This window comes from Patiriisocius sp. Uisw_017 (assembly GCF_047731265.1).
In the GTDB taxonomy this organism is placed as follows: Bacteria; Bacteroidota; Bacteroidia; order Flavobacteriales; family Flavobacteriaceae; genus Patiriisocius.
In genome coordinates this window covers 2,367,750-2,386,142 of record NZ_CP159835.1, presented here as the reverse complement: position 1 = coordinate 2,386,142, position 18,393 = coordinate 2,367,750, and the positions used below count along the sequence as shown (strand labels likewise).

At 34.4% G+C, this 18,393-nt stretch carries 15 protein-coding genes; 5 read left to right on the top strand and 10 right to left on the bottom strand.

Annotated elements, in window-relative coordinates:
- Positions 1 to 272 precede the first annotated feature (272 nt).
- From ABXT67_RS10900 to ABXT67_RS10870, 7 genes are all read right to left on the bottom strand, one after another.
- A complete protein-coding gene (locus ABXT67_RS10900) occupies positions 273 to 1,610 on the bottom strand; it encodes a M24 family metallopeptidase (protein ID WP_415374025.1) in 1,338 nt (445 codons plus the stop codon).
- A 240-nt stretch (positions 1,611 to 1,850) separates the two neighbouring features.
- On the bottom strand, positions 1,851 to 5,291 hold the full coding sequence (locus ABXT67_RS10895; protein ID WP_415374024.1) for a VIT domain-containing protein: 3,441 nt from the start codon (positions 5,289 to 5,291) through the stop codon (positions 1,851 to 1,853).
- 124 nt (positions 5,292 to 5,415) lie between these two features.
- Positions 5,416 to 6,492 carry an AMP-binding protein gene (locus ABXT67_RS10890; RefSeq protein ID WP_415374023.1) on the bottom strand — a complete coding sequence of 359 codons (1,077 nt, stop codon included), beginning with the start codon at positions 6,490 to 6,492 and terminating at the stop codon, positions 5,416 to 5,418.
- Positions 6,493 to 6,566: 74 nt separating this feature from the next.
- Complete coding sequence (locus ABXT67_RS10885; protein WP_415374022.1) at positions 6,567 to 7,526, bottom strand: lysostaphin resistance A-like protein; 960 nt, start codon at positions 7,524 to 7,526, stop codon at positions 6,567 to 6,569.
- Positions 7,527 to 7,532: 6 nt separating this feature from the next.
- Complete coding sequence (locus tag ABXT67_RS10880; protein ID WP_415374021.1) at positions 7,533 to 8,564, bottom strand: o-succinylbenzoate synthase; 1,032 nt, start codon at positions 8,562 to 8,564, stop codon at positions 7,533 to 7,535.
- Positions 8,565 to 8,639: 75 nt separating this feature from the next.
- Entirely contained in the window at positions 8,640 to 9,386 is a 747-nt protein-coding gene (locus ABXT67_RS10875; RefSeq protein ID WP_415374020.1) for a carbonic anhydrase family protein, read from the bottom strand.
- Positions 9,349 to 9,978, bottom strand: a complete 630-nt coding sequence (locus ABXT67_RS10870; RefSeq protein WP_415374019.1) for a TetR/AcrR family transcriptional regulator — start codon at positions 9,976 to 9,978, stop codon at positions 9,349 to 9,351. Before ABXT67_RS10870 ends, ABXT67_RS10875 begins: the two co-directional genes overlap by 38 nt.
- Before the next feature lie 54 nt (positions 9,979 to 10,032).
- Here ABXT67_RS10870 and ABXT67_RS10865 point away from each other — a divergent pair, with 54 nt between their 5' ends.
- On the top strand, positions 10,033 to 10,890 hold the full coding sequence (locus tag ABXT67_RS10865) for an alpha/beta fold hydrolase (RefSeq protein ID WP_415374018.1): 858 nt from the start codon (positions 10,033 to 10,035) through the stop codon (positions 10,888 to 10,890).
- A gap of 505 nt (positions 10,891 to 11,395) precedes the next feature.
- Here the strand turns inward: ABXT67_RS10865 and ABXT67_RS10860 are convergent.
- Positions 11,396 to 12,076: a metal-dependent hydrolase gene (locus ABXT67_RS10860; protein WP_415374017.1), complete on the bottom strand. Its 681-nt coding sequence runs from the start codon at positions 12,074 to 12,076 to the stop codon at positions 11,396 to 11,398.
- Positions 12,077 to 12,147: 71 nt separating this feature from the next.
- Between ABXT67_RS10860 and ABXT67_RS10855 the strand changes: the two genes are divergently transcribed.
- Entirely contained in the window at positions 12,148 to 13,269 is a 1,122-nt protein-coding gene (locus ABXT67_RS10855) for a tetratricopeptide repeat protein (RefSeq protein ID WP_415374016.1), read from the top strand.
- Here ABXT67_RS10855 and menA read toward each other — a convergent pair.
- Positions 13,264 to 14,166, bottom strand: coding sequence for a 1,4-dihydroxy-2-naphthoate octaprenyltransferase (gene menA, locus ABXT67_RS10850; RefSeq protein ID WP_415374015.1), 903 nt, complete (start codon positions 14,164 to 14,166; stop codon positions 13,264 to 13,266). The genes ABXT67_RS10855 and menA overlap by 6 nt on opposite strands.
- 167 nt (positions 14,167 to 14,333) lie before the next feature.
- Between menA and ABXT67_RS10845 the strand changes: the two genes are divergently transcribed.
- The 3 genes from ABXT67_RS10845 to ABXT67_RS10835 all read left to right on the top strand — a co-directional run bounded on the left by ABXT67_RS10845 (position 14,334) and on the right by ABXT67_RS10835 (position 15,204).
- Positions 14,334 to 14,564, top strand: coding sequence for a hypothetical protein (locus ABXT67_RS10845; protein WP_415374014.1), 231 nt, complete (start codon positions 14,334 to 14,336; stop codon positions 14,562 to 14,564).
- A gap of 49 nt (positions 14,565 to 14,613) precedes the next feature.
- Positions 14,614 to 14,925: a hypothetical protein gene (locus ABXT67_RS10840; protein ID WP_415374013.1), complete on the top strand. Its 312-nt coding sequence runs from the start codon at positions 14,614 to 14,616 to the stop codon at positions 14,923 to 14,925.
- 123 nt (positions 14,926 to 15,048) lie between these two features.
- The gene (locus ABXT67_RS10835; protein WP_415374012.1) at positions 15,049 to 15,204 is read left to right on the top strand and encodes a hypothetical protein; all 156 of its coding nucleotides are present in this window, start codon (positions 15,049 to 15,051) and stop codon (positions 15,202 to 15,204) included.
- Between the two features lie 262 nt (positions 15,205 to 15,466).
- On the opposite strand, the gene ABXT67_RS10830 is transcribed toward ABXT67_RS10835, so the two are convergent.
- On the bottom strand, positions 15,467 to 18,226 hold the full coding sequence (locus ABXT67_RS10830) for a choice-of-anchor I family protein (RefSeq protein ID WP_415374011.1): 2,760 nt from the start codon (positions 18,224 to 18,226) through the stop codon (positions 15,467 to 15,469).
- Positions 18,227 to 18,393 lie beyond the last annotated feature (167 nt).

Here is an 18,393-nt window from a genome sequence, read left to right as displayed (position 1 = left end):
TTATTTCTATTACTCAAAATTATACCCTAGCGGCTCTTAAGTAGATTTGAATCCTATAGAATTGGATTGAATTCACATTACCGCACTAAGCACGACCAGTTATGGTTTAATTTCTAAACAGAATATAGCCGCAATTTCATTAAACCAAGCCACAAAATAATCAAGCAAATAAAACTCAATCGCAATTAAATCCAAAATAACAAACCCATACAGATCGATACTTAGTTGAAGTATTTTAAAATGGCTGCCAATTAGGTTCCAATTATACTTTACTATTTCCAGTTAATAGCTTTAATTGCTTCCTGTCTACCATTTACATATCTAAAGCCTTTTTTTCCAAAGTAGCCAGCTTCTTCTAGCATAATACGAATGTCTTTTTCCCATTCTGGAATCGCAACGGTTGTATTTAACTCAATAGCATACACTGTATTATAATGCAAGGGATAATCGCCCGTTACGGGAACTCCATCTTGAGAATCCCACATCCCCAAAGTAGTCCCAGAACTGTGACCATAGGTTCCTAATGGATGTGTATAAATTGAAGGTCGCATACCCTCTTCTCTACTCTGTGCTAAAGACATCGCCAGCACCTCATTACCAGTTCTACCTTCTTTAAAATTACCCGTAAAAATATCCTGAACGCGATTCCCCTTTGCAAAAGCGCTTTTAAGAAACTCTGGCACCTCTGTTTCGCCCTTCTTTAAAACATACGCGTGTCTTTGACAATCTGTATTTAAGGTGATGTAGGTAATGCCAAAATCGCAATGCACTAAATCTCCCGGAATAATCACTTTTTCTTTTTCGCCTTTTGTAAACGAATAGATATGACTCTTTAATTCCTCATTGTCTCGTTGCACATCTATGGTAGGATGAAACCAAGTTTCTAGGCCTAAATCTGTCACTTTTTGACGCATCCACCATACCACATCATCAGTAGTCGTTGTGCCTGGGCTAATTACTTTTGAAGAAAATGCTTCATCTATTATAGCACTTGTAACAGTAACTAACAGATTGTACAATTGCATTTCTTTTTCGGTTCTAGTCTCAATCCAAGAAATGGCAAGTTTTTCTGCAGAGACAATTTTACTTTCTAATTCCGCAGGAAGCGCTTCCATCAATTCGTCGTAATCTGTTTTAACCAATCCATCTACAATTCCGAAGTGTTTTGAAATATTAATTCCAATTTTTTCAGGATTTCGTTCTTTAATTATCTCTACCAATCGCGCCCACTGGTCTGGTTGCTTTTCTTTATCCCAAGCCGAAGTAATATTTTTACCCACATCGTAGCGAGCCACGGCTAGTTTTTCGATTGTATTCTTTGCTTTGTTTCTATAAAACACAAGGATTGTTCTGCGGCGCGCGTTGAGCCATTTTGCCGGCAACATCGTTCTCATCACTGGGTCTTCGTTGTATTCGCGTGCAATAACAAGCCACATATCTATGTTTGTATCGTCCATTAAATCAGGCAATAAATTATTAAATCTATCTGCAAGAATTTCATCTCGCATATCTGCCCGATTTCTTTCAGAAAGTATTTGTGCTGAAATTTGAATTGAATTAAGAAGCAGAATACTTGTTGTAATAAACCAAAATAATGTCTTGTTTTTCATAATTGAATTTTTTGTAGCATAAAATATGCTGTCTCTAATATCGGGAACATTTTATTTATAAGCAACGGCATTTAAGATTTTAACAAATACATTTTCATTATTATTTCCTTTTTGAAATGGCACAAATAAACGGCCGAAATTATCTGGACAAAAAAGCTCCCGCGATAAAGGATTTTACCACGGAAGCCGTTGAAAATTAATTAAATCTATAAAAATGAAACGCTTTTACTATGCGATTATTTATAACACTGCAACTCTCTCTATTAGCTGAAGCCCATCATCTCCGCTTAAACGAATAACCTTCACTTCTTTAGATTCGTTTTCACTTCCATAGTTTTTGAATATAGTAAGCTTCAAAAATGTAGGGTTTTCTATTTTTTGATGGCGGTCTCCAAAATAATTCACCTTTAAATAGTAAGAACCTGGGATCATTTTAGGCAATGTAAACTCTTCTGGACCAAAACCTTCTGTCATATCTGTGGATACTTTGCCGCCAATTATTGTTTTTGCGTGTGAGTAATAACATTCCTCTAAATTAGGGTCTATAACGTGTAGGTCTATATCTGTATCGTTATGGTTCCAATCTATTACCACTCGAAAATCCATCTTTGTTTCATTATAGTTATTATTGGAGTCATTTGTGTTTGCCTTTCCTTTTGCCAATAAGTTTCCAATTTCGTTAGCTGCTATTTTATGTATCCCTTCAAAAACTCTCCTCTGGCTTCCTTCAGTCAATTCGCCACTAGCCACTTTATCCAAAAGCATATATGCTTCATTTGTTTCTCCTATTTCTTGCAAAGCCAAGGCAAGATCGCGGTATGACTGTGTGTCTTCAGAACGAAGTTTTAATACTTGACGGTACACAAAAACTGCCTTGGTATAATCGTTTTGCTCCTCATACTTATAGGCCAAAACTTTTAGTAATTCATAGTTGTCAATATCTATTTCAGCAATATTAGAGAGTATTCGATTAGCCAAAACAGCGTCTTTATCTTTCATAAAGTCGTACACATCTACAAAATAAGCCGGCTGCCCAATAAATGCATCACGTTGACTCAGATAAAATTCATATAAATCTCCTGTAGTAACTTCATTTAATTTGGACAAATATGCCGTAGTCCAAGTCTTTTCGCTCCATGTTTTTTCTTTAGATAGCTTTTTTCTTTGTTCTTGTTTTTCTGCAATTTCAATAGCCATTTTAGCTGAATAATTTCTACCATATTCAACGCCTCCTCCTTCATTTTTTGTGGTAATTAACACCACTCCATTTCTACCTTGAGAGCCATATAAAACAGCGGCACTTAAACCCTTTAGCACCTTTATTTCTTGTATATTATTAGGATCAATATCTATGGATCTATTGCTAGTAGTTGTATTCCCTCCGGCAAAACCAGTTTTCGAATTAGTTCCATTATCAAAAGGAACACCATCAACAATAAACAAAGGCTGGTTATTACCGTTAATTGTGCTTTGACCCCGGATGATGAAATTTGTCCCAGAACCCGTAGCTCCACTGTTTCCAGTAATTTGTACTCCAGCTACTTTTCCATTGAGCGATCTTACTACATCATTTTCAGGAGCATTTGAGAAATGCTCTTCTTCAAGGGTTGTAACCGCATATCCAATAGATTTTCTTTCTCTAGTAACACCTCCATACCCAGTAATTACGACAGACTCCAGTCTTTCACCTTCTTGCATTGATATATTTATAGAACTACTTCCATGCACCGTAGTTTCTAGCGTGTCAAAACCTACATAACGATACACTAAATCTTGACCTGTAGAAGCATTAATGCTATAATTTCCATCAAAATCAGATTGTGTCCCATTTGTTGTACCTCTAACGATAATATTTACTCCAGGCAAAGCCAAGCCACTATTATCTGTAACGGTTCCATTAACAGTAACCTGACTCCCCGTAGGAGCACTTTTGGCTCTTTCTATATTTTCTTCTTCTATTGCCACAACATCAGGTGAGGCAGGAGTCGATCCAATTTCTTTTCTATCGTCTTTGCTAGAAATACGAGTACTTTTATTTCTTTTTCCCAATTGGTTTTTTAAGTGGTTATACTCTTTTAACAATGCTGCTGGAGGAGAAATATTATAAGCAAGGTAATCCTGAACTGTTTCAAGAACAAGGAGCGATGTATGGTTGGTAATTAGATTATAATCCATTCCAACTTTTACAATTTCACCCCTGTTTTTATTGCTTTCTTTTTCTAATTCATCCACTTTTTTTGATGCCCATAATGCAGCAATTGTATTCGTATTGATATTGGATTGAGGAACTATAATCGCAACCTGATCTGTCACTTTTTGACCATAACCAAAATTCAGTATGATTTCCTTACCCGCCTTTACTCCTCTTGCGGCAAATGAAAAGTCATTAAAAACTAAGGTGTTAGCTGGTGGATATGCCTCAAGGTTTTTTGATAAACTTAGATATCCTAAGTATTTATAAGGCACAAAAAATGTTTTTCCAACAGCTTCAGAAATGCTTAGATTCTGAAGGTTAATATAATTACCCGCCGACGTTTCACTCAATTGTTTGTTCTTCGAATGGTTTGCTTTCTGAATGCTATTTACTACAAATACATTTCCTTTGATGGTTGAAGGAAATTCACTTAAAGTGGGCATTCCATCAGTAAATAATAAGACATCTTCATTATCATTTATGTTATTGAATAAATTTTCAAACGAAGTCGCACCGTCATAAACTTGTTCTTTTAAATAATCATAGAGTGCATCACAGGTTCCATTTCGCACTCTAAATTTTTGACGCTTCATTTTTACATTGCTAAAAGTAACAACCACTACTTTCGCATTTTGCAGTTTGTCAAAATAGGAATTTAAATATGTTATTTCCTTGATCATATCGCGGTCTTTCATAGAATAAGACACATCCCAATAGAGGGTTACATTAGTATTCTTCTCTCTCGCTACTTCCTTCTTTTTTAAGGCAGTATACGCATATAAATAATCATTATTGCGAAGTATTTTGTGTCCTTCATCTATTGGTATCTCTAATAGAAAATCATCTACTAAGATTACATTTTGCACTTTTACATTATACTGATATCCTGTTTCAGTCTTCACCATTTCATTTCTTTTATTTCTTCCTGAAAGGATACTAGGCTCTTTTTGTTGTCCAATAAGGTTTATATCCATAGAAAAACGTTCCATCCTATTTTCAAAATCGAATGGAATTTTAACTTGATGTGATCCATCTGTAATTTGAAGTGTTTCCTGGTATGCAAGCACCACTCTTTTGTAGCCCTTAACTGGGATTGGATAAATACGTGCACGATAAGTGTTTCCGGTTCCTTTTTCTAAAAGCGCAGGATCCACACGACGTCTTACGACCGCCTCAAAAGCAATACGACCTTGCTCTTTTTCAACAACAACAGCTTCTCTTAAATCCCCATTGACCGCTAGCGCAAATCTAGAAATAGATTGGTTTTCCCCTAAAGGAAACAAAAGTTCTCCTTCTAAAATTGAAGCAGTAGGATTGTAGAAATACATATCATAGGTTGTGGTAGCAATTGTGCCAACCACCTCGATGCTTACATCAAGTTTTGTAATACCCAATTGCTTTTCGCCAACTTTTATTAGAGGAACCTTCTGGGCAATGCAAGTAGCTGCTACTAAAAAGGCAATAATAATGTGTAGTGTAGTTTTCATAACGTTGTGGTTTTAAAGATTTATACTGTAAAACTACTTCGTGCTATGCCATTTAAAAATGAAGAATGAGGGAACAGGCTTTCTTATTGAGTAAACTCAATATTACAAACAGGTTATAAAAATTTTAGGAATAACTGCGGAGAATTATCTTAATTTCTCCCCGCTTTATTTTCCCGGTTTTAGTCTTAGGGAATTTTGAGAGTGTATATACCTTTTTGGGTCTTTCAAAAGGCTCCAATGTCTTAAAAAGAGCTGAATAATTAGTAACTTTTTCTTGATCACCTATATTCAAAACCAGCACCAAACGTTCTCCCAAAGCATCATCTTTTTCTGAAATAATGACATAAGGCACTTTGATACCTGAAGCTAATTTTCGCTCCACTTGTTCTGGGTATATTTTAATCCCACCACTATTTATAACATTGTCAACCCTTCCTAGCCAATCAAAAGAAGTGTGTGTGTTTAAACGCACTAAGTCGTTGGTTATAATTTTTTCTTCGGTAATATTCACTGCGTCAATGACCAAACAACCACGTTTATCTGTCTCAAAATGCACATCTGGCAAAGCATGATATGTCGCCGTTCTTCCAGGTCCATTGATTCTACGAACTGCAATGTGAGTAATGGTTTCGGTCATTCCGTAGGTAGCAAAAGCTTCAGTGTTTTTATCCTGTAAAGCTTCTTCTAATTCTGAACCTACTTCGCCTCCTCCAATGATTAATTTCTTGATCTTATCAATAGATTTTATAGAATGAAACACTTGATAGGGAACCATTGCCGCAAAGTCATACAAATTATCATATTGTGTTATTGCATCTTTTTCTGGAGCAACGACATGTAAATCCCAACCCATAGTAAGTGCACGAATGAGCATCATCTTGCCTGCAATAAACTTAGGAGGCAGGCACAACAGAGCAGTATTATTAGCACCCATTTTAAAGTAAACTCCAGTGGCCCGTGCACTGTTTATCATATACTCTTTTTTGAGTCGAATTTTTTTAGGTTTGCCGGTAGAGCCTGATGTTTTTACTTTAATATAATCTTTGCTAGAAAACCATTTAAGAATAAACTTAGCAATATCACGCTCATGCGGAGCGCCATCTTCTCGCAATCGCTGCGCAAAAGAAATAAGATCTTCAACATTATCAAAAGAGATATTATTGAACTTAAACGCTGAATGTAACTGCTGATTGAATTCCAAAGTATTTATTAGTAGTTATTTATGGTTGGTTGCGCAGATTGAAAACAATACTTTGGGGATGGTTAATTATTGTTTTAATCTAATTCCAGCAAACCTTCTTCCTCTTCTGGAGTCACGGTTATTGGCGCTATTATTGTACCTGTTAATTTTTCTTTCCAGTTTTCCCATTTATACTTTTTTGCCAAAATGAGAAGAATGATTGGATACAAAATTAATACTGGGAGAATAATATCGCCCACACTGTTAGTTGCTTCTTCTGCCGTAAACTTAAAGAGCGCATCTGTTTGCAATGCAGACCAGTCTGAGGTAACTAATATTGCCGCTAATAAATTATTCCCAAAATGAAAACCTAATGCTAATTCAAGACCCTCATCCATTAAGGTCATTATTCCTAATAACAAACCCGTGCCTATATAAAAAATCATTACAATAAGACCCATTTCTGCAACTTCTGGATTGGCACTATGGAAAACACCAAATAAGACGGAAGTTACTATTAAAGGAAGCCATCTATTTTTTACAATAACACCTAAATGCTGCATCATATATCCTCTAAACAAATACTCTTCTAAACCAATTTGTAATGGGAAAAGCAACAGGCTTATAATTAGTAATATTGAAAATCTTAAAGGATCAAATTGCCACACTACTTCTGAAGGATCTACATAATAAGAAACTCCAAACGTGCCTATCGTAATAATAAAAATAAGTGCAAATGAAAAAAATGCCCTACTCCAATCTATTTTTTTTCGAGAAGTTGTAAGGGATACTAAACTGCGCTGGTGCATTAATTTTACTAAAAAAAATAAGAGCCCCAGTAAAAAAGCGAAGGGTAGTAAATTAACCGCAAGCCAAAAGTTTTTGCTCGGAATCATTTCTAACAACTTGCGCTGTTCTTCTGCCACTTCAATGGTATCTCCAAAAAATAGAAAGAAAATAAGGTTGAAAATAAAAATACCCGCAACGAGTATAAATGTTAGTATAAACATCCAAGAGTCTATTTTACCTTTGTATGCTTGTTGTATGTAATTCATCGTATTTTACCAATTAAAATTCCAAGTATTATTAGGGTTATATCGCAGTGTACCATTAATAACTTCTAGGGGTGATTCAATATTATTTGTATACAAATTGCCTGTTCCTAATCCTTGTAGCAATTTACTATTTTTTATAAAAGTATACTGCGAAATGGCGTTTAATCCTACATTACTTTCTAGTGCAGAAGTGATCCACCAAGCAATATTTTTTTCTTCCGAAGTTTTGATCCAAGCATCACTTGCGGCAAAACCTCCTATAAGTGTAGGTTTTAAAATAATATATTGAGGACGGATTGTTTCTAAAAGTTGTTCTTGTTTTTCAGCTGAAAAAACACCAATTAATTCTTCATCCAAGGCAATGTCTAAAGGAGTGTGTTCACAAAGTGAAGCCATCTGCTCCCACTGCCCTTGTTTTATGGGTTGCTCGATGGAATGCAAGTCCAAATCTGAAAGTGCTTTCAATTTTTCTAAGGCGCCTTCAGGTTTAAATGCTCCATTAGCGTCTACTCTTAACTCTATTTCAGAAGCTGAAAACTCTTTTCTTATAGATTTTAACAAGTCAATTTCAGCAGTAAAATCTATGGCTCCTATTTTCATTTTTATACAACTGAAACCACTTTTCAACTTTTCAGCTATTTGCTTTTTCATAAAAGCTTGGTCACCCATCCAAACCAAACCATTAATTGAAATAGGCGCACCACTTAAAAATTCTGAAGAAAAAATTTCAAAAGGATTTGTTGATGCTAAAGAAGCAAAAGCAATCTCGACTCCTATTTGTATAGACGGGAATTCAACGAGTTGCGCTACCAATTGTTCTTTCCCTAAATGGACATTGTCACACACCCATTGCAGTCTGGATTCGTATGCAGGCATCGGATCTATACTAAGCCCTGCAAAGACGCCGCATTCTCCTATGCCTTTTTTACCGTCGCTTTCAATAATCAAGAAATAAGTATCCTTGGTTTTGAGAATGCCCCGGGAAGTTCCGCTTGGATGTTTAAATTGCAAAGTATGTTTTTGGAAGGCTGCTTTCATTAAATACAAAAATAACAGAACAAAAAAAATGATACCCACATTTATGAAGATCATTTTGAAATACACTCTATATTTTTACAAAAACTTAACGCGGCGTGTTTCCATATCATAAATAGCAGCTATGATTTTAATTTTAATTTCATTGACGAGCGACGCCATTATAGGAGACCTTGTTTTTATATCTTCCACAATTTGTAAAACATTATTTTCAATCACCCGATTTGTAAAATCTATATTTTTTGATGTGATTTCACCTTTAGAGGGTGTTGCTTTTACTACTGGATGAATTTCTTTTAGTAAAGCATCGAAGGCATTCATATCCATTGCAGCCGCGTCAGTGACCTCTATGGCGTGCTTAACTGCACCGCAAGCTGTATGCCCCATCACAATTACTACTTTAGATCCTGCAAGGGCGGTTGCAAACTCCATAGACCCTACAATGGCTCTATCTTCTATATTCCCAGCAACACGTGCTACAAAAATATCTCCAATTCCTAAATCGAAAACATCTTCAACTGGAACCCTACTATCTGAACAAGACAAGACAAGTGCCTTGGGATATTGACCTATCGTTGATAAACGTCGTTGCTCAGAATGATCTCTTTTTGTTAAACTATTAGTCACAAAATTGTGATTCCCTTCTTGAAGTCTTGCAATAATCTCATCTGGACTCATTGCTGTCTGCTCCTCAGTAGTCAAAACACTTTTAATAATCTCTTGATTTTTAGCTTCAGGTACGATTCGCAACCGTAATCTTCTACTTTTATTGGCAAGTTGTAACACATTAACCAAAAAACTCGGGTAATAAATTTTTAAATTCATTTTGACCTTTAGGAGCAAGAAATGGATACAACATACTCAAAAGTGTATTTACTTGGTAATCTATCGATTTTTGCTCCAAACTACTTGAATAAAGTCCAGTTGAATATAGCCAAGTATTCCCATAATTAATCATCCTTTCTGCCAAAAAATCATATTCAAACTTAAAAGAAGAATTAGTCATTAAATTTTGAGTTTTCATTTTTTCGAACAAAAACAAACAACCATCTATCCTGTGTTTATAAACTTCTTGAAAATGTTTTTTTACTATATCACTAACGGCTAAAAGATTATATAAATCTGTCCAAAAATATTTATAATCAATCATTCTTCTCATACTTTGCTCAACATCGATTCTAATTTGGGCTATTGACACGTCAGTATTGGGCAAACCTTTTATTCTCTCATCAAATTCTGAAACCATTTCAAAATACAAAGTTTCAAAAATATCCTCTCGCTTTTTAAAATGATAGTTTAGATTTCCTGAACTCATATTCAGTTCTAAAGCAATCATTCTTATAGTTACTTGACTATAACCTCTTTCATTAAAAAGAATTTTTGCTGCTTCTAAAATCAATTTTTTCTTTTTACTCATTAGTAAACTTGTCCTAAATAAATATTATTAGTAAATTTGTCCTAAAATTACAAAATGCAATCATTATACAAATCAGAATTTGGAAAAAATGAAATATTAAATCTTTATAATCAAAAATTAAAAGAATTAGGAATAGAGTATACATACAGAATAATTGATACTGATTTTGGAAAAACCAACATTATTATAACTGGAGACTCTACAAAACCCCCATTAATAATAGTCCACGGGTCAAATGGGTGTGCTCCGATTGCTTTAGAGACGTACCCTACTCTTTCTGAAAAATTTCAAGTATTTGCTATAGATGTTTTAGCGCAACCGAATAAAAGCGCAGAAACCAGATTGAATATGAAAGACAATAGCTATGGTTTATGGATAAACGAGTTAATAAATAAATTAGAATTGAAAAATGTAACTATGGCTGGTTTCTCATTCGGTGGGTTAATAATTCTTAAAACTTTGATTCAGAATGAAAGTAATATCAAAGAGGTGTTTTTATCTGCTCCTGCATTTATAGTAAATGGAAACCCATTGATTGCGTTGTTTAAAATATTTATTCCTATGAAACAATACATAAGAACACAAAAAACTAAATATATTGAGAAATTCTTGGAGACTCTCTTTTCTGAAAAAGATGAATTTGCACTTAATTATTTATCAAAGGTATTTTTATATTTTGATATGGATTTCAGCCCTATTCCTATCGTTAAAAAAGAAGAAGCACTATCTATTAAAACTCCAATCACTTTGATTGTCGCAAAAAATGATATTATATTTCCAGGAGTAAAAATGATGAAACGAGCAAACAAAATTTTCCCTTCTTTGAAAAACACTCTTTTACTTGAAAATTCAAAACACGTTCAAAATAGAAAGGATAATACAAAAATTGAAAAGTTAATATTACAAGAATAACGTGTTACAACAATGGCTATAGTTAATACGGGTTTTGGTGCTTAATCCAAAGTTTAGAGCTTTAAACCAAGTCCGCCAAATCTTTTGATTTGGCTTTACAAGAAAAAGATAAAACAAAATAAAAAGTTTTGGCTAAGTGCTTAATCGAAAGTTCATTACTTTTAATTCCCTTACTAAACATAGCCGAGTCGATATCATGCCTATTGTAATAAGTCCAAGAGCAAAATACATGACATTTTTTTTCATAGCATAAAGATTAAAAGTTCACACCACAAAATTAATGGTAATACTATTACAACGGAAATCTAAAGTGTCATTCAACTCATTTTTAACCGCTCAAAACATTGTTAAACACGAACGACAAATTTTCGTATTTGATTTAAAACCAATAAATAAGTACCCCTTAAAATAGGAGTCCAAAAATTATACTGTTTTTAGACTCCTATTTTAAGGGGTAAGTTTCGAAGAATTTCTTTTAGTTCTAATTAAAGTCAAGAAAGTTCAATTATAAGACTATCGAATCCCCAATCTCAACCAAATGTAATTTCTTTCCAGCATTTTTAAATTTTGATTGCGCCTCGTTATGATCTATTTCAATATATCCAAAAGTGTCATAGTGTACTCCCAAAATATTATTACAATCCACAAAATCACTTGCTATGATAGCATCATCAATACCCATAGTAAAATTATCGCCAATAGGCAGAATTGCCAAGTCTAATGCATACTGCATCGGGATTAGCTTCATATCCCAAGTAAGTGCAGTATCTCCTGCGATATAGATGGTTTTTCCATCTGCTTGCAAAATAAACCCTCCTGGTTGTCCACCATTGCTTCCATCAGGAAATGAGCTTGTATGAACCGCATTTACATATTTCACCATTCCGAAGTCAAAATTCCATTTTCCACCGTGATTCATAGGATGTACTGTAAAACCTTTTGCTTGGTAATGCATTGCTATTTCATAATTGCTCACAATGGTAGCTCCAGTATTTGTAGCAATTTCCTCTACATCTAAAATATGATCTTGATGCGCGTGTGTAAGTAGAATATAGTCTGCCTTTAAATCTTTAATATCAACTTTATCCTTTACCTTGTCATTACCCGTTATAAATGGGTCTACAATTATGTTTGCATTTTCTAATTGTATCGTCAAAGAATTTTGACCGTAAAATGTGATTTTCATAAATATATTTTATTTTTTTGTAGACTAATAACTGATTAATAAGTTTCGTTTGTAATACCAATTGTAAATTAATGAAAAAATACGTTCTTTTTATTTGCTTTTTAATTCTTTTAACATCGGCTACTGCACAATCACAAATAGTCGAGAATTTAAAAAAAGAGTTATTCCTTGCAGCCAATCCACTCCAAAAAACAATTCTCAATATTGAGATTGGAAACGAGTTTAAGGCGCGAGGGGTTTATCTAGATAGTTCATTCTATTATCTGGACAAAGCATTAAAAATTGCAACCGAAGCTCAAATTGACGAAAAAATTCCGGAAATTTATTTTCAGTTAGCAGACACTTATAGTATTGCTGAGTCATGGGAACAAGCTTCTAATTACTTCGAAAAAACAATACCATTTTTGTTAGAAACTAATAGTTATGGAACCTTGGCAACTGTCTATAATAATTTAGGCAAAACATATTATAGATCTAATAATCTAGAGAAAGCCGAAAGCTTCTTTAACCAATCTATTGAAACAGCAAAGCTTAATAAAATTAGAAGTAGTATTCCAAGTTCATACATTCAGTTGGCTGAATTAAAATTGGATCAAAATAAATTTTATGAAGCACAGCAATACATTGATCAATTAGAAAACTTTCCCTCTGTTCAATACCTAAAACAGTTTAGTGTATTATTCATTTCGGCCAAGATAAATTTCAGAATCGGAAACTATGAGCTTGCCATAACTCAGGCATTAAAGGCTAACTCAACGGCTGAACGTTCAAAAAATTTAGATCAATTATTGCAATCTCAGCAATTATTACACAAAGTTTATGAAAGATTAGGTGATTATAAAGAGGCGAATAGCGCACTCAAAAAAGCAGTTATCGTAAGAGATTCTTTTTCAAAAATTCAAAGATATAATGAAATCGAAAAAATGGAATTGAAGCTACAACTAAAAGCACAGGAAAATGAAGTGAAGAATTTAGAACAAGAAAACCGCTATAAATATTTAATAATTTTGGTGTTCTCAATAGCCATTTTTTTAATTGCTCTGTTAATTTTTCGGCAAATAAAAATTTCAAAAATGACTAAAGAAATGTATCATATTCAGAACAAACTTATAACCAGAGAACTCGAAATAAGAGAGCAAAAAAATGCTTCTACAATGGATGCAGCTAAATCTGCAGATCAAGAATTATTATAATAATTGCATCCCGAATAATAGTATTGAAAATAAAAATGTACTAAGAGCTACTTTCTTTAATTCAGGATCTAACAAAGGAGGAGATTGGTTTTTATAGACAACCACAAGATTTATAAACAAAGGAATAAACGCTATTAAAGGAAGATACTCCAATCCTTTTTCCGCAGTTAAATAAACATACCATAGTGCTGTTAAAAAGGATGTAATAATCAAAAAAGCGTGATACATTTTAACTTTGCTTCCTCCTAATACAACAGCCAGCGTGTTCTTATTTACTTTAGCATCTGAAAGTCGATCCCGCATATTGTTTAAATTTAAGACTGCTGTACTCATTAACCCAATAGATATCGCAGGAAGAAAAACATAATGACTAAAGGTTTGAGTAAACAAAAAGTAACAGCCCACGACACCCACCAATCCAAAAAAAATAAAAACAAACACATCTCCTAAGGCACGATATCCATAAGCACTTTTACCAACTGTATATTTTATAGCGGCAACGACTGCGGCAATACCCAAATTAAAAAAGATAAAAGAAAGCAATAAGCTTTCATTGCCAAACGCTGCAAAGATTAGCATACTTGCTAATAATAGAGTGATTGCAGTCGTAACAATCATACCACGTTTTAATTCTTTTTCGGTTAACAAACCACTTTGTAATGCTCGTTTGGGTCCAACTCTATCTGCATTATCTGTTCCTTTAACCCCATCACCATAATCATTAGCGAAATTTGATAAGATCTGAAACCCCAAAGTAGTCAACAAGGCAAAAATAAAAACACTTAGGCTAAACATTCCTGCATCTTTTGCAACTGCTGCGGCTACTACAATTCCAGAAATTGAAAGGGGTAAGGTGCGCAATCTTGCTGCAGAAATCCAAGCTTTAATTTTTATCATTTACTATTAATTTCGGCTACAAAAATACTGTTTTAAGAGAAATCTTACAGGCAAATTTTTACTTAAAAAAAATAAGATATTTATAAATAATCACAAAATACGAGAGATGCCCTATGTTTTAACCTCAACTTAATTATGAAACTGCTTAAAATTTAAGATATAGAAAAATGAAAAAAATCACACAAAACTATTTTATTATGTCTGCACTTTTATTTTTATGCACTAAAACTGTTACTTTAAGGCAATGGCTACAACTAGGAAATGACATTTTAGGACTAGAACAATTTGACGCTAATGGTCGCGCTATAGCACTTTCTGGCTTAGGAAATCGTTTAGCCATAACATCCATTAGTGGTAGTTCAAATGCGCTAAGAGACAAAAGTGCTACTCTTTTTTAATTTAACGGAAATACTTGATTTACAGTAGTAAATAAAATTGATTGGACTATTGAAAATATTCTGTTGGGATAAAAGAGGAAACACGATAAATAGTGAAGCAGATACAGGTGCCTATGGTGAAATGCCAGCTATTTCTGGTGATGATTCTCGTATTATCTTGGGTACTACAAACTGCGATACAGGCGTCGAAGATACTAATAGAGCTTATGATTATAACTACAACGGCGCAACCTGGGAGTTATCTGAAACACCTTTAGATGGTGACGCTGGAACTCAATATGCAGGGTCTGTTGTAATTTCAGAACAAGGCAATAGACTTGTGGTGGGTGCTGTGCAAAATTCTCAAAATGGTTCGCTATAGGTTTCCGCTAAAGTGCATCAATTAAATGGATCGCAATGGGTACAATTGAGTAGTGCTATAAACGATCAACAAGCAAGTAATTAAGCCAGAGATACTGCGGCAATTAATAACGATAGATCTGAGATGGCTTTTGGAGCATCAATAAGTTCAGCTAGAAATGGCGGTGATGGTGTTCGTATTTTTGATGATTCGTTATTAGCTATAAATAATGTTTTGACAGAAGTTGCTATCATCGCATATCAAAATCCAACAACGAGCTTAGTTCAATTAAAAAATTAAAACAAGCACTAATATTACCAATGGTACTATTTATGTGTGCAACGCTCTTGGTCAAAAAATAGAAAGCATTAGGTATCAAAACATAAATAATCTAACGGTACAGTTACCTGAAGCTGTTCGAGTTTATTTTCTCAAAGTTGTGGATAAGAATACATCAAATATGCTTTGTAAAATAAAAAATTAAGCCTAAAAATAAAACCTGCATGCTCAATTAAATATATATTGAGCGTGCAGGTTATTTATTTTGGTTAGAACTAAATACTTATTTTACAAGTAACTTTTGAGCAGTTCCATTTTCATTTTTTACGATGTAGGTTCCAGTTATTAAACCTGAGATATTTATCGACGCAGCGTTTTCTGCATTGATAACTTCTCGACCTAACATTGAAAACACTTTATAATTACCAGGAATATTTAAAAACACCATTCCATTTGCTGGATTTGGAAATAATTTAAAGCTCGTATCTGCACCTGTGTTTTCATTTATACCCAAAACTACATTGTCTAAAGAATATACGCTTAAAGTAGCGCTTACTTCGTTAGCTACAACAATATAAGCCGTTCCTGTAGGACTTTTCGTTTCACTTACATAAGCCAATCCTTCAGGACCTAAATCTCCCATTTCGTCACCTCCCGGAGTAACCTCCCTACTGTTTAAATATTGTAAGAAGACCGGATTAACAGGATCTGTTATATTATATACCATTACACCACCAATTCTTTCCAATAACACAAAGGCATAAAACTGATCTGCAATTTCCTTTACTAGAACCCCTTCTGGTTCTGGGCCTTTATTATCGCTTCGGTTTTTAGGGTTGTTGTTACTATTGCTTGCGTTAAAGATTGCACCATATACTGGATCTGCAGCTGTAATGACTTCAAAATCATTCGCACTGTCATAAACTAAGGTTCCTGTTGCTGCTTCAAAAATACTAAAAGAACGACCTCCAAAAACATGAATTTCCTCATACAAACCATCACCATCTGCATCACCAGAAGCAGCAGAAATATTTATTTGTGAAAGGTTTGTATCTAGTTCTAAAATAGCAATATCACTAAAAACAGCTGGATCTAATATATAGTCAACATCATCAATTTTCACCTCTTCATCAAAAGCATCATATTCTCTTGAATCGCCTTCGTTTGCGGTAACGATATAATCCGTTCCATTTACATTATACAAAGAAATAGCATCAGGCATATACATTCCTTTAATTGGCCAGTTTGCATTAAACACAAAATCGGTTTCATCGCTAACGTCAATAGAGTTTTGCTGAAGCGCATGGTCTTTTAATCCGAAAGAAATCACATCGGTTACTTGAGCATTAGCGATGTCAATAATTGCATATGCATTATTTTCTTGTAAGCAAACATACGCCGTTTGTGAGTCCCCTGAAACTGCAATATATTCTGGTTCAAAATCTTGAGACGCTGTTGATCCTGGGCCGTATACTCTAATGCCATTAGCATTAAGCATAGCTTCTTGTCCATCAAAGGCATTGAAGTTAACAATGGTTACGTCACTTTGATTTATATCTGCTAATCCACCAGTTACGTCAATAATTGCAACACTACCTTCTGGATCTATACTATAATCTGTATTAGGCTGTCCTTCATTAGCTACTAATAATTTTGTGCCATCAGGTGTAAAGGTTATCATATCTGGCAATACCCCTACTTCAACAACTACTGGAGTTTCATTTCCTAAAGTATCACTAAATGCAATAAAACCGTTTCCAGTTTCATCGTTGTTTGAAATTGCAATAGCTACAATTCCGTTATTAACTGCAACACTTTGCGCCGATGCACCAACATCAGAAACATCTGCAAAATCAAGTTCGGTTATGTTTGCAGGATCACTAAAATCCAATACATTTATAATGGCAGCATTTACTACAAAAAGTTGTTGGTTTTCTGGGTCATAGGCTACAATTTCCGCAGTACCATCACCATCCACTAAATAACTATTTAAATAATTTACGTCCAACTGAGTTGCGTCACCTGCAGGAATCACCGTATCATCATCTAAAATATACACTGAAAACAAGTCGTTTGTTCCTATTTCTACGTTTACTGGGTTGCTTAATTGTACTACAAAAAAAACATCACTATTGTCATTCATATTATCTATGATAGGAATTGGGAATGTTTTTTCCGTACCATCATTGGCTGGAAAAATCACCGTATTTGTAGTTGCATAGTTAAAGTCTTGACCTTCAACAGCGGTTCCAACAGCAAGCATTGTTATATCAATAGATGCTGTAACAGCAGAACTCTCTGAAATCGAGATACCAACAGTTACCTCACCACCATCTTCTGAAACGCCAAAAAACGGGTTAATCATATTTACTACCGGATTGATGTTTACAACCGCCATTCCATCTCCAGGAGAACCAATATTGGGAACTGTTCCCGAAGCACCAGCTGTAGCGATAGTTTGTACTGCACCATTTGTGTTTCCCACTACACTAAATGCTGCCAATGAAACATCATACGATTGTCCATCATTAGCATCTGTATCGGGATATGCTCCGATATTTACTGGCATTGTAGTATTGGGATCGCCAATCCAAAGTGTCACAGCATCACCTCCCCCTCCTAATCCTGAGCCATCTGTCATTCCAATTTCAACCCCAGTTAAATCTATTACTGCTCCCCAAATAGTTGTAAATGTTGTAACCTCTGCCATATCATTAGTTACTAAAACAATCGCAGTAGCTCCAGGCGCAATATTCGTTAAACCCGTTATTGGATCTGCGGCAGTAGGGTCTGCACTATCATCATCGTAAAATAAATCACCATCGGTTCCAGAAACCCAGGCAACGGTTCCATTATTTTTGATTTCAAACCAATCTGCGGTTAAATCTGCTCCACCTTGACCGGGGAATACTTCGGTAATTTCTAGTTGTGAAACGATTTCAACAACCGTATTTCGTTCAAAATTTGTGCTCGCAACCGTTATGGTTTGGGCGATCGAAAAAGCGGATATAAAAAAAGCCGCCATAAATGTAATTTTTTTCATGAATTTTTACTTTGAATAGTTTACACAAAACTATGATAGACGCCTCCTTTTTAAATAAAACCTGTATTATGAAAATGTGAATAAAATTGAGCAATTTTTTAAAAAAATTAGATTGATTTTAACTGAATGTAAAGTGTATGTTACTTCCTGTATTTTGTTTCAATACA

Bases quoted from the DNA above. Each gene is read 5' to 3' on its own strand.
- ABXT67_RS10885 (WP_415374022.1), bottom strand. From the start codon at position 7,526: ATGAATTACATACAACAAGCATACAAAGGTAAAATAGACTCTTGGATG.
- ABXT67_RS10875 (WP_415374020.1), bottom strand. From the start codon at position 9,386: ATGAATTTAAAAATTTATTACCCGAGTTTTTTGGTTAATGTGTTACAA.
- ABXT67_RS10895 (WP_415374024.1), bottom strand. From the start codon at position 5,291: ATGAAAACTACACTACACATTATTATTGCCTTTTTAGTAGCAGCTACT.
- ABXT67_RS10855 (WP_415374016.1), top strand. From the start codon at position 12,148: ATGAAAAAATACGTTCTTTTTATTTGCTTTTTAATTCTTTTAACATCG.
- ABXT67_RS10845 (WP_415374014.1), top strand. From the start codon at position 14,334: ATGAAAAAAATCACACAAAACTATTTTATTATGTCTGCACTTTTATTT.
- ABXT67_RS10870 (WP_415374019.1), bottom strand. From the start codon at position 9,978: ATGAGTAAAAAGAAAAAATTGATTTTAGAAGCAGCAAAAATTCTTTTT.
- ABXT67_RS10900 (WP_415374025.1), bottom strand. From the start codon at position 1,610: ATGAAAAACAAGACATTATTTTGGTTTATTACAACAAGTATTCTGCTT.
- ABXT67_RS10880 (WP_415374021.1), bottom strand. From the start codon at position 8,564: ATGAAAGCAGCCTTCCAAAAACATACTTTGCAATTTAAACATCCAAGC.
- ABXT67_RS10830 (WP_415374011.1), bottom strand. From the start codon at position 18,226: ATGAAAAAAATTACATTTATGGCGGCTTTTTTTATATCCGCTTTTTCG.
- menA (WP_415374015.1), bottom strand. From the start codon at position 14,166: ATGATAAAAATTAAAGCTTGGATTTCTGCAGCAAGATTGCGCACCTTA.
- ABXT67_RS10835 (WP_415374012.1), top strand. From the start codon at position 15,049: ATGGCTTTTGGAGCATCAATAAGTTCAGCTAGAAATGGCGGTGATGGT.
- ABXT67_RS10865 (WP_415374018.1), top strand. From the start codon at position 10,033: ATGCAATCATTATACAAATCAGAATTTGGAAAAAATGAAATATTAAAT.
- ABXT67_RS10860 (WP_415374017.1), bottom strand. From the start codon at position 12,076: ATGAAAATCACATTTTACGGTCAAAATTCTTTGACGATACAATTAGAA.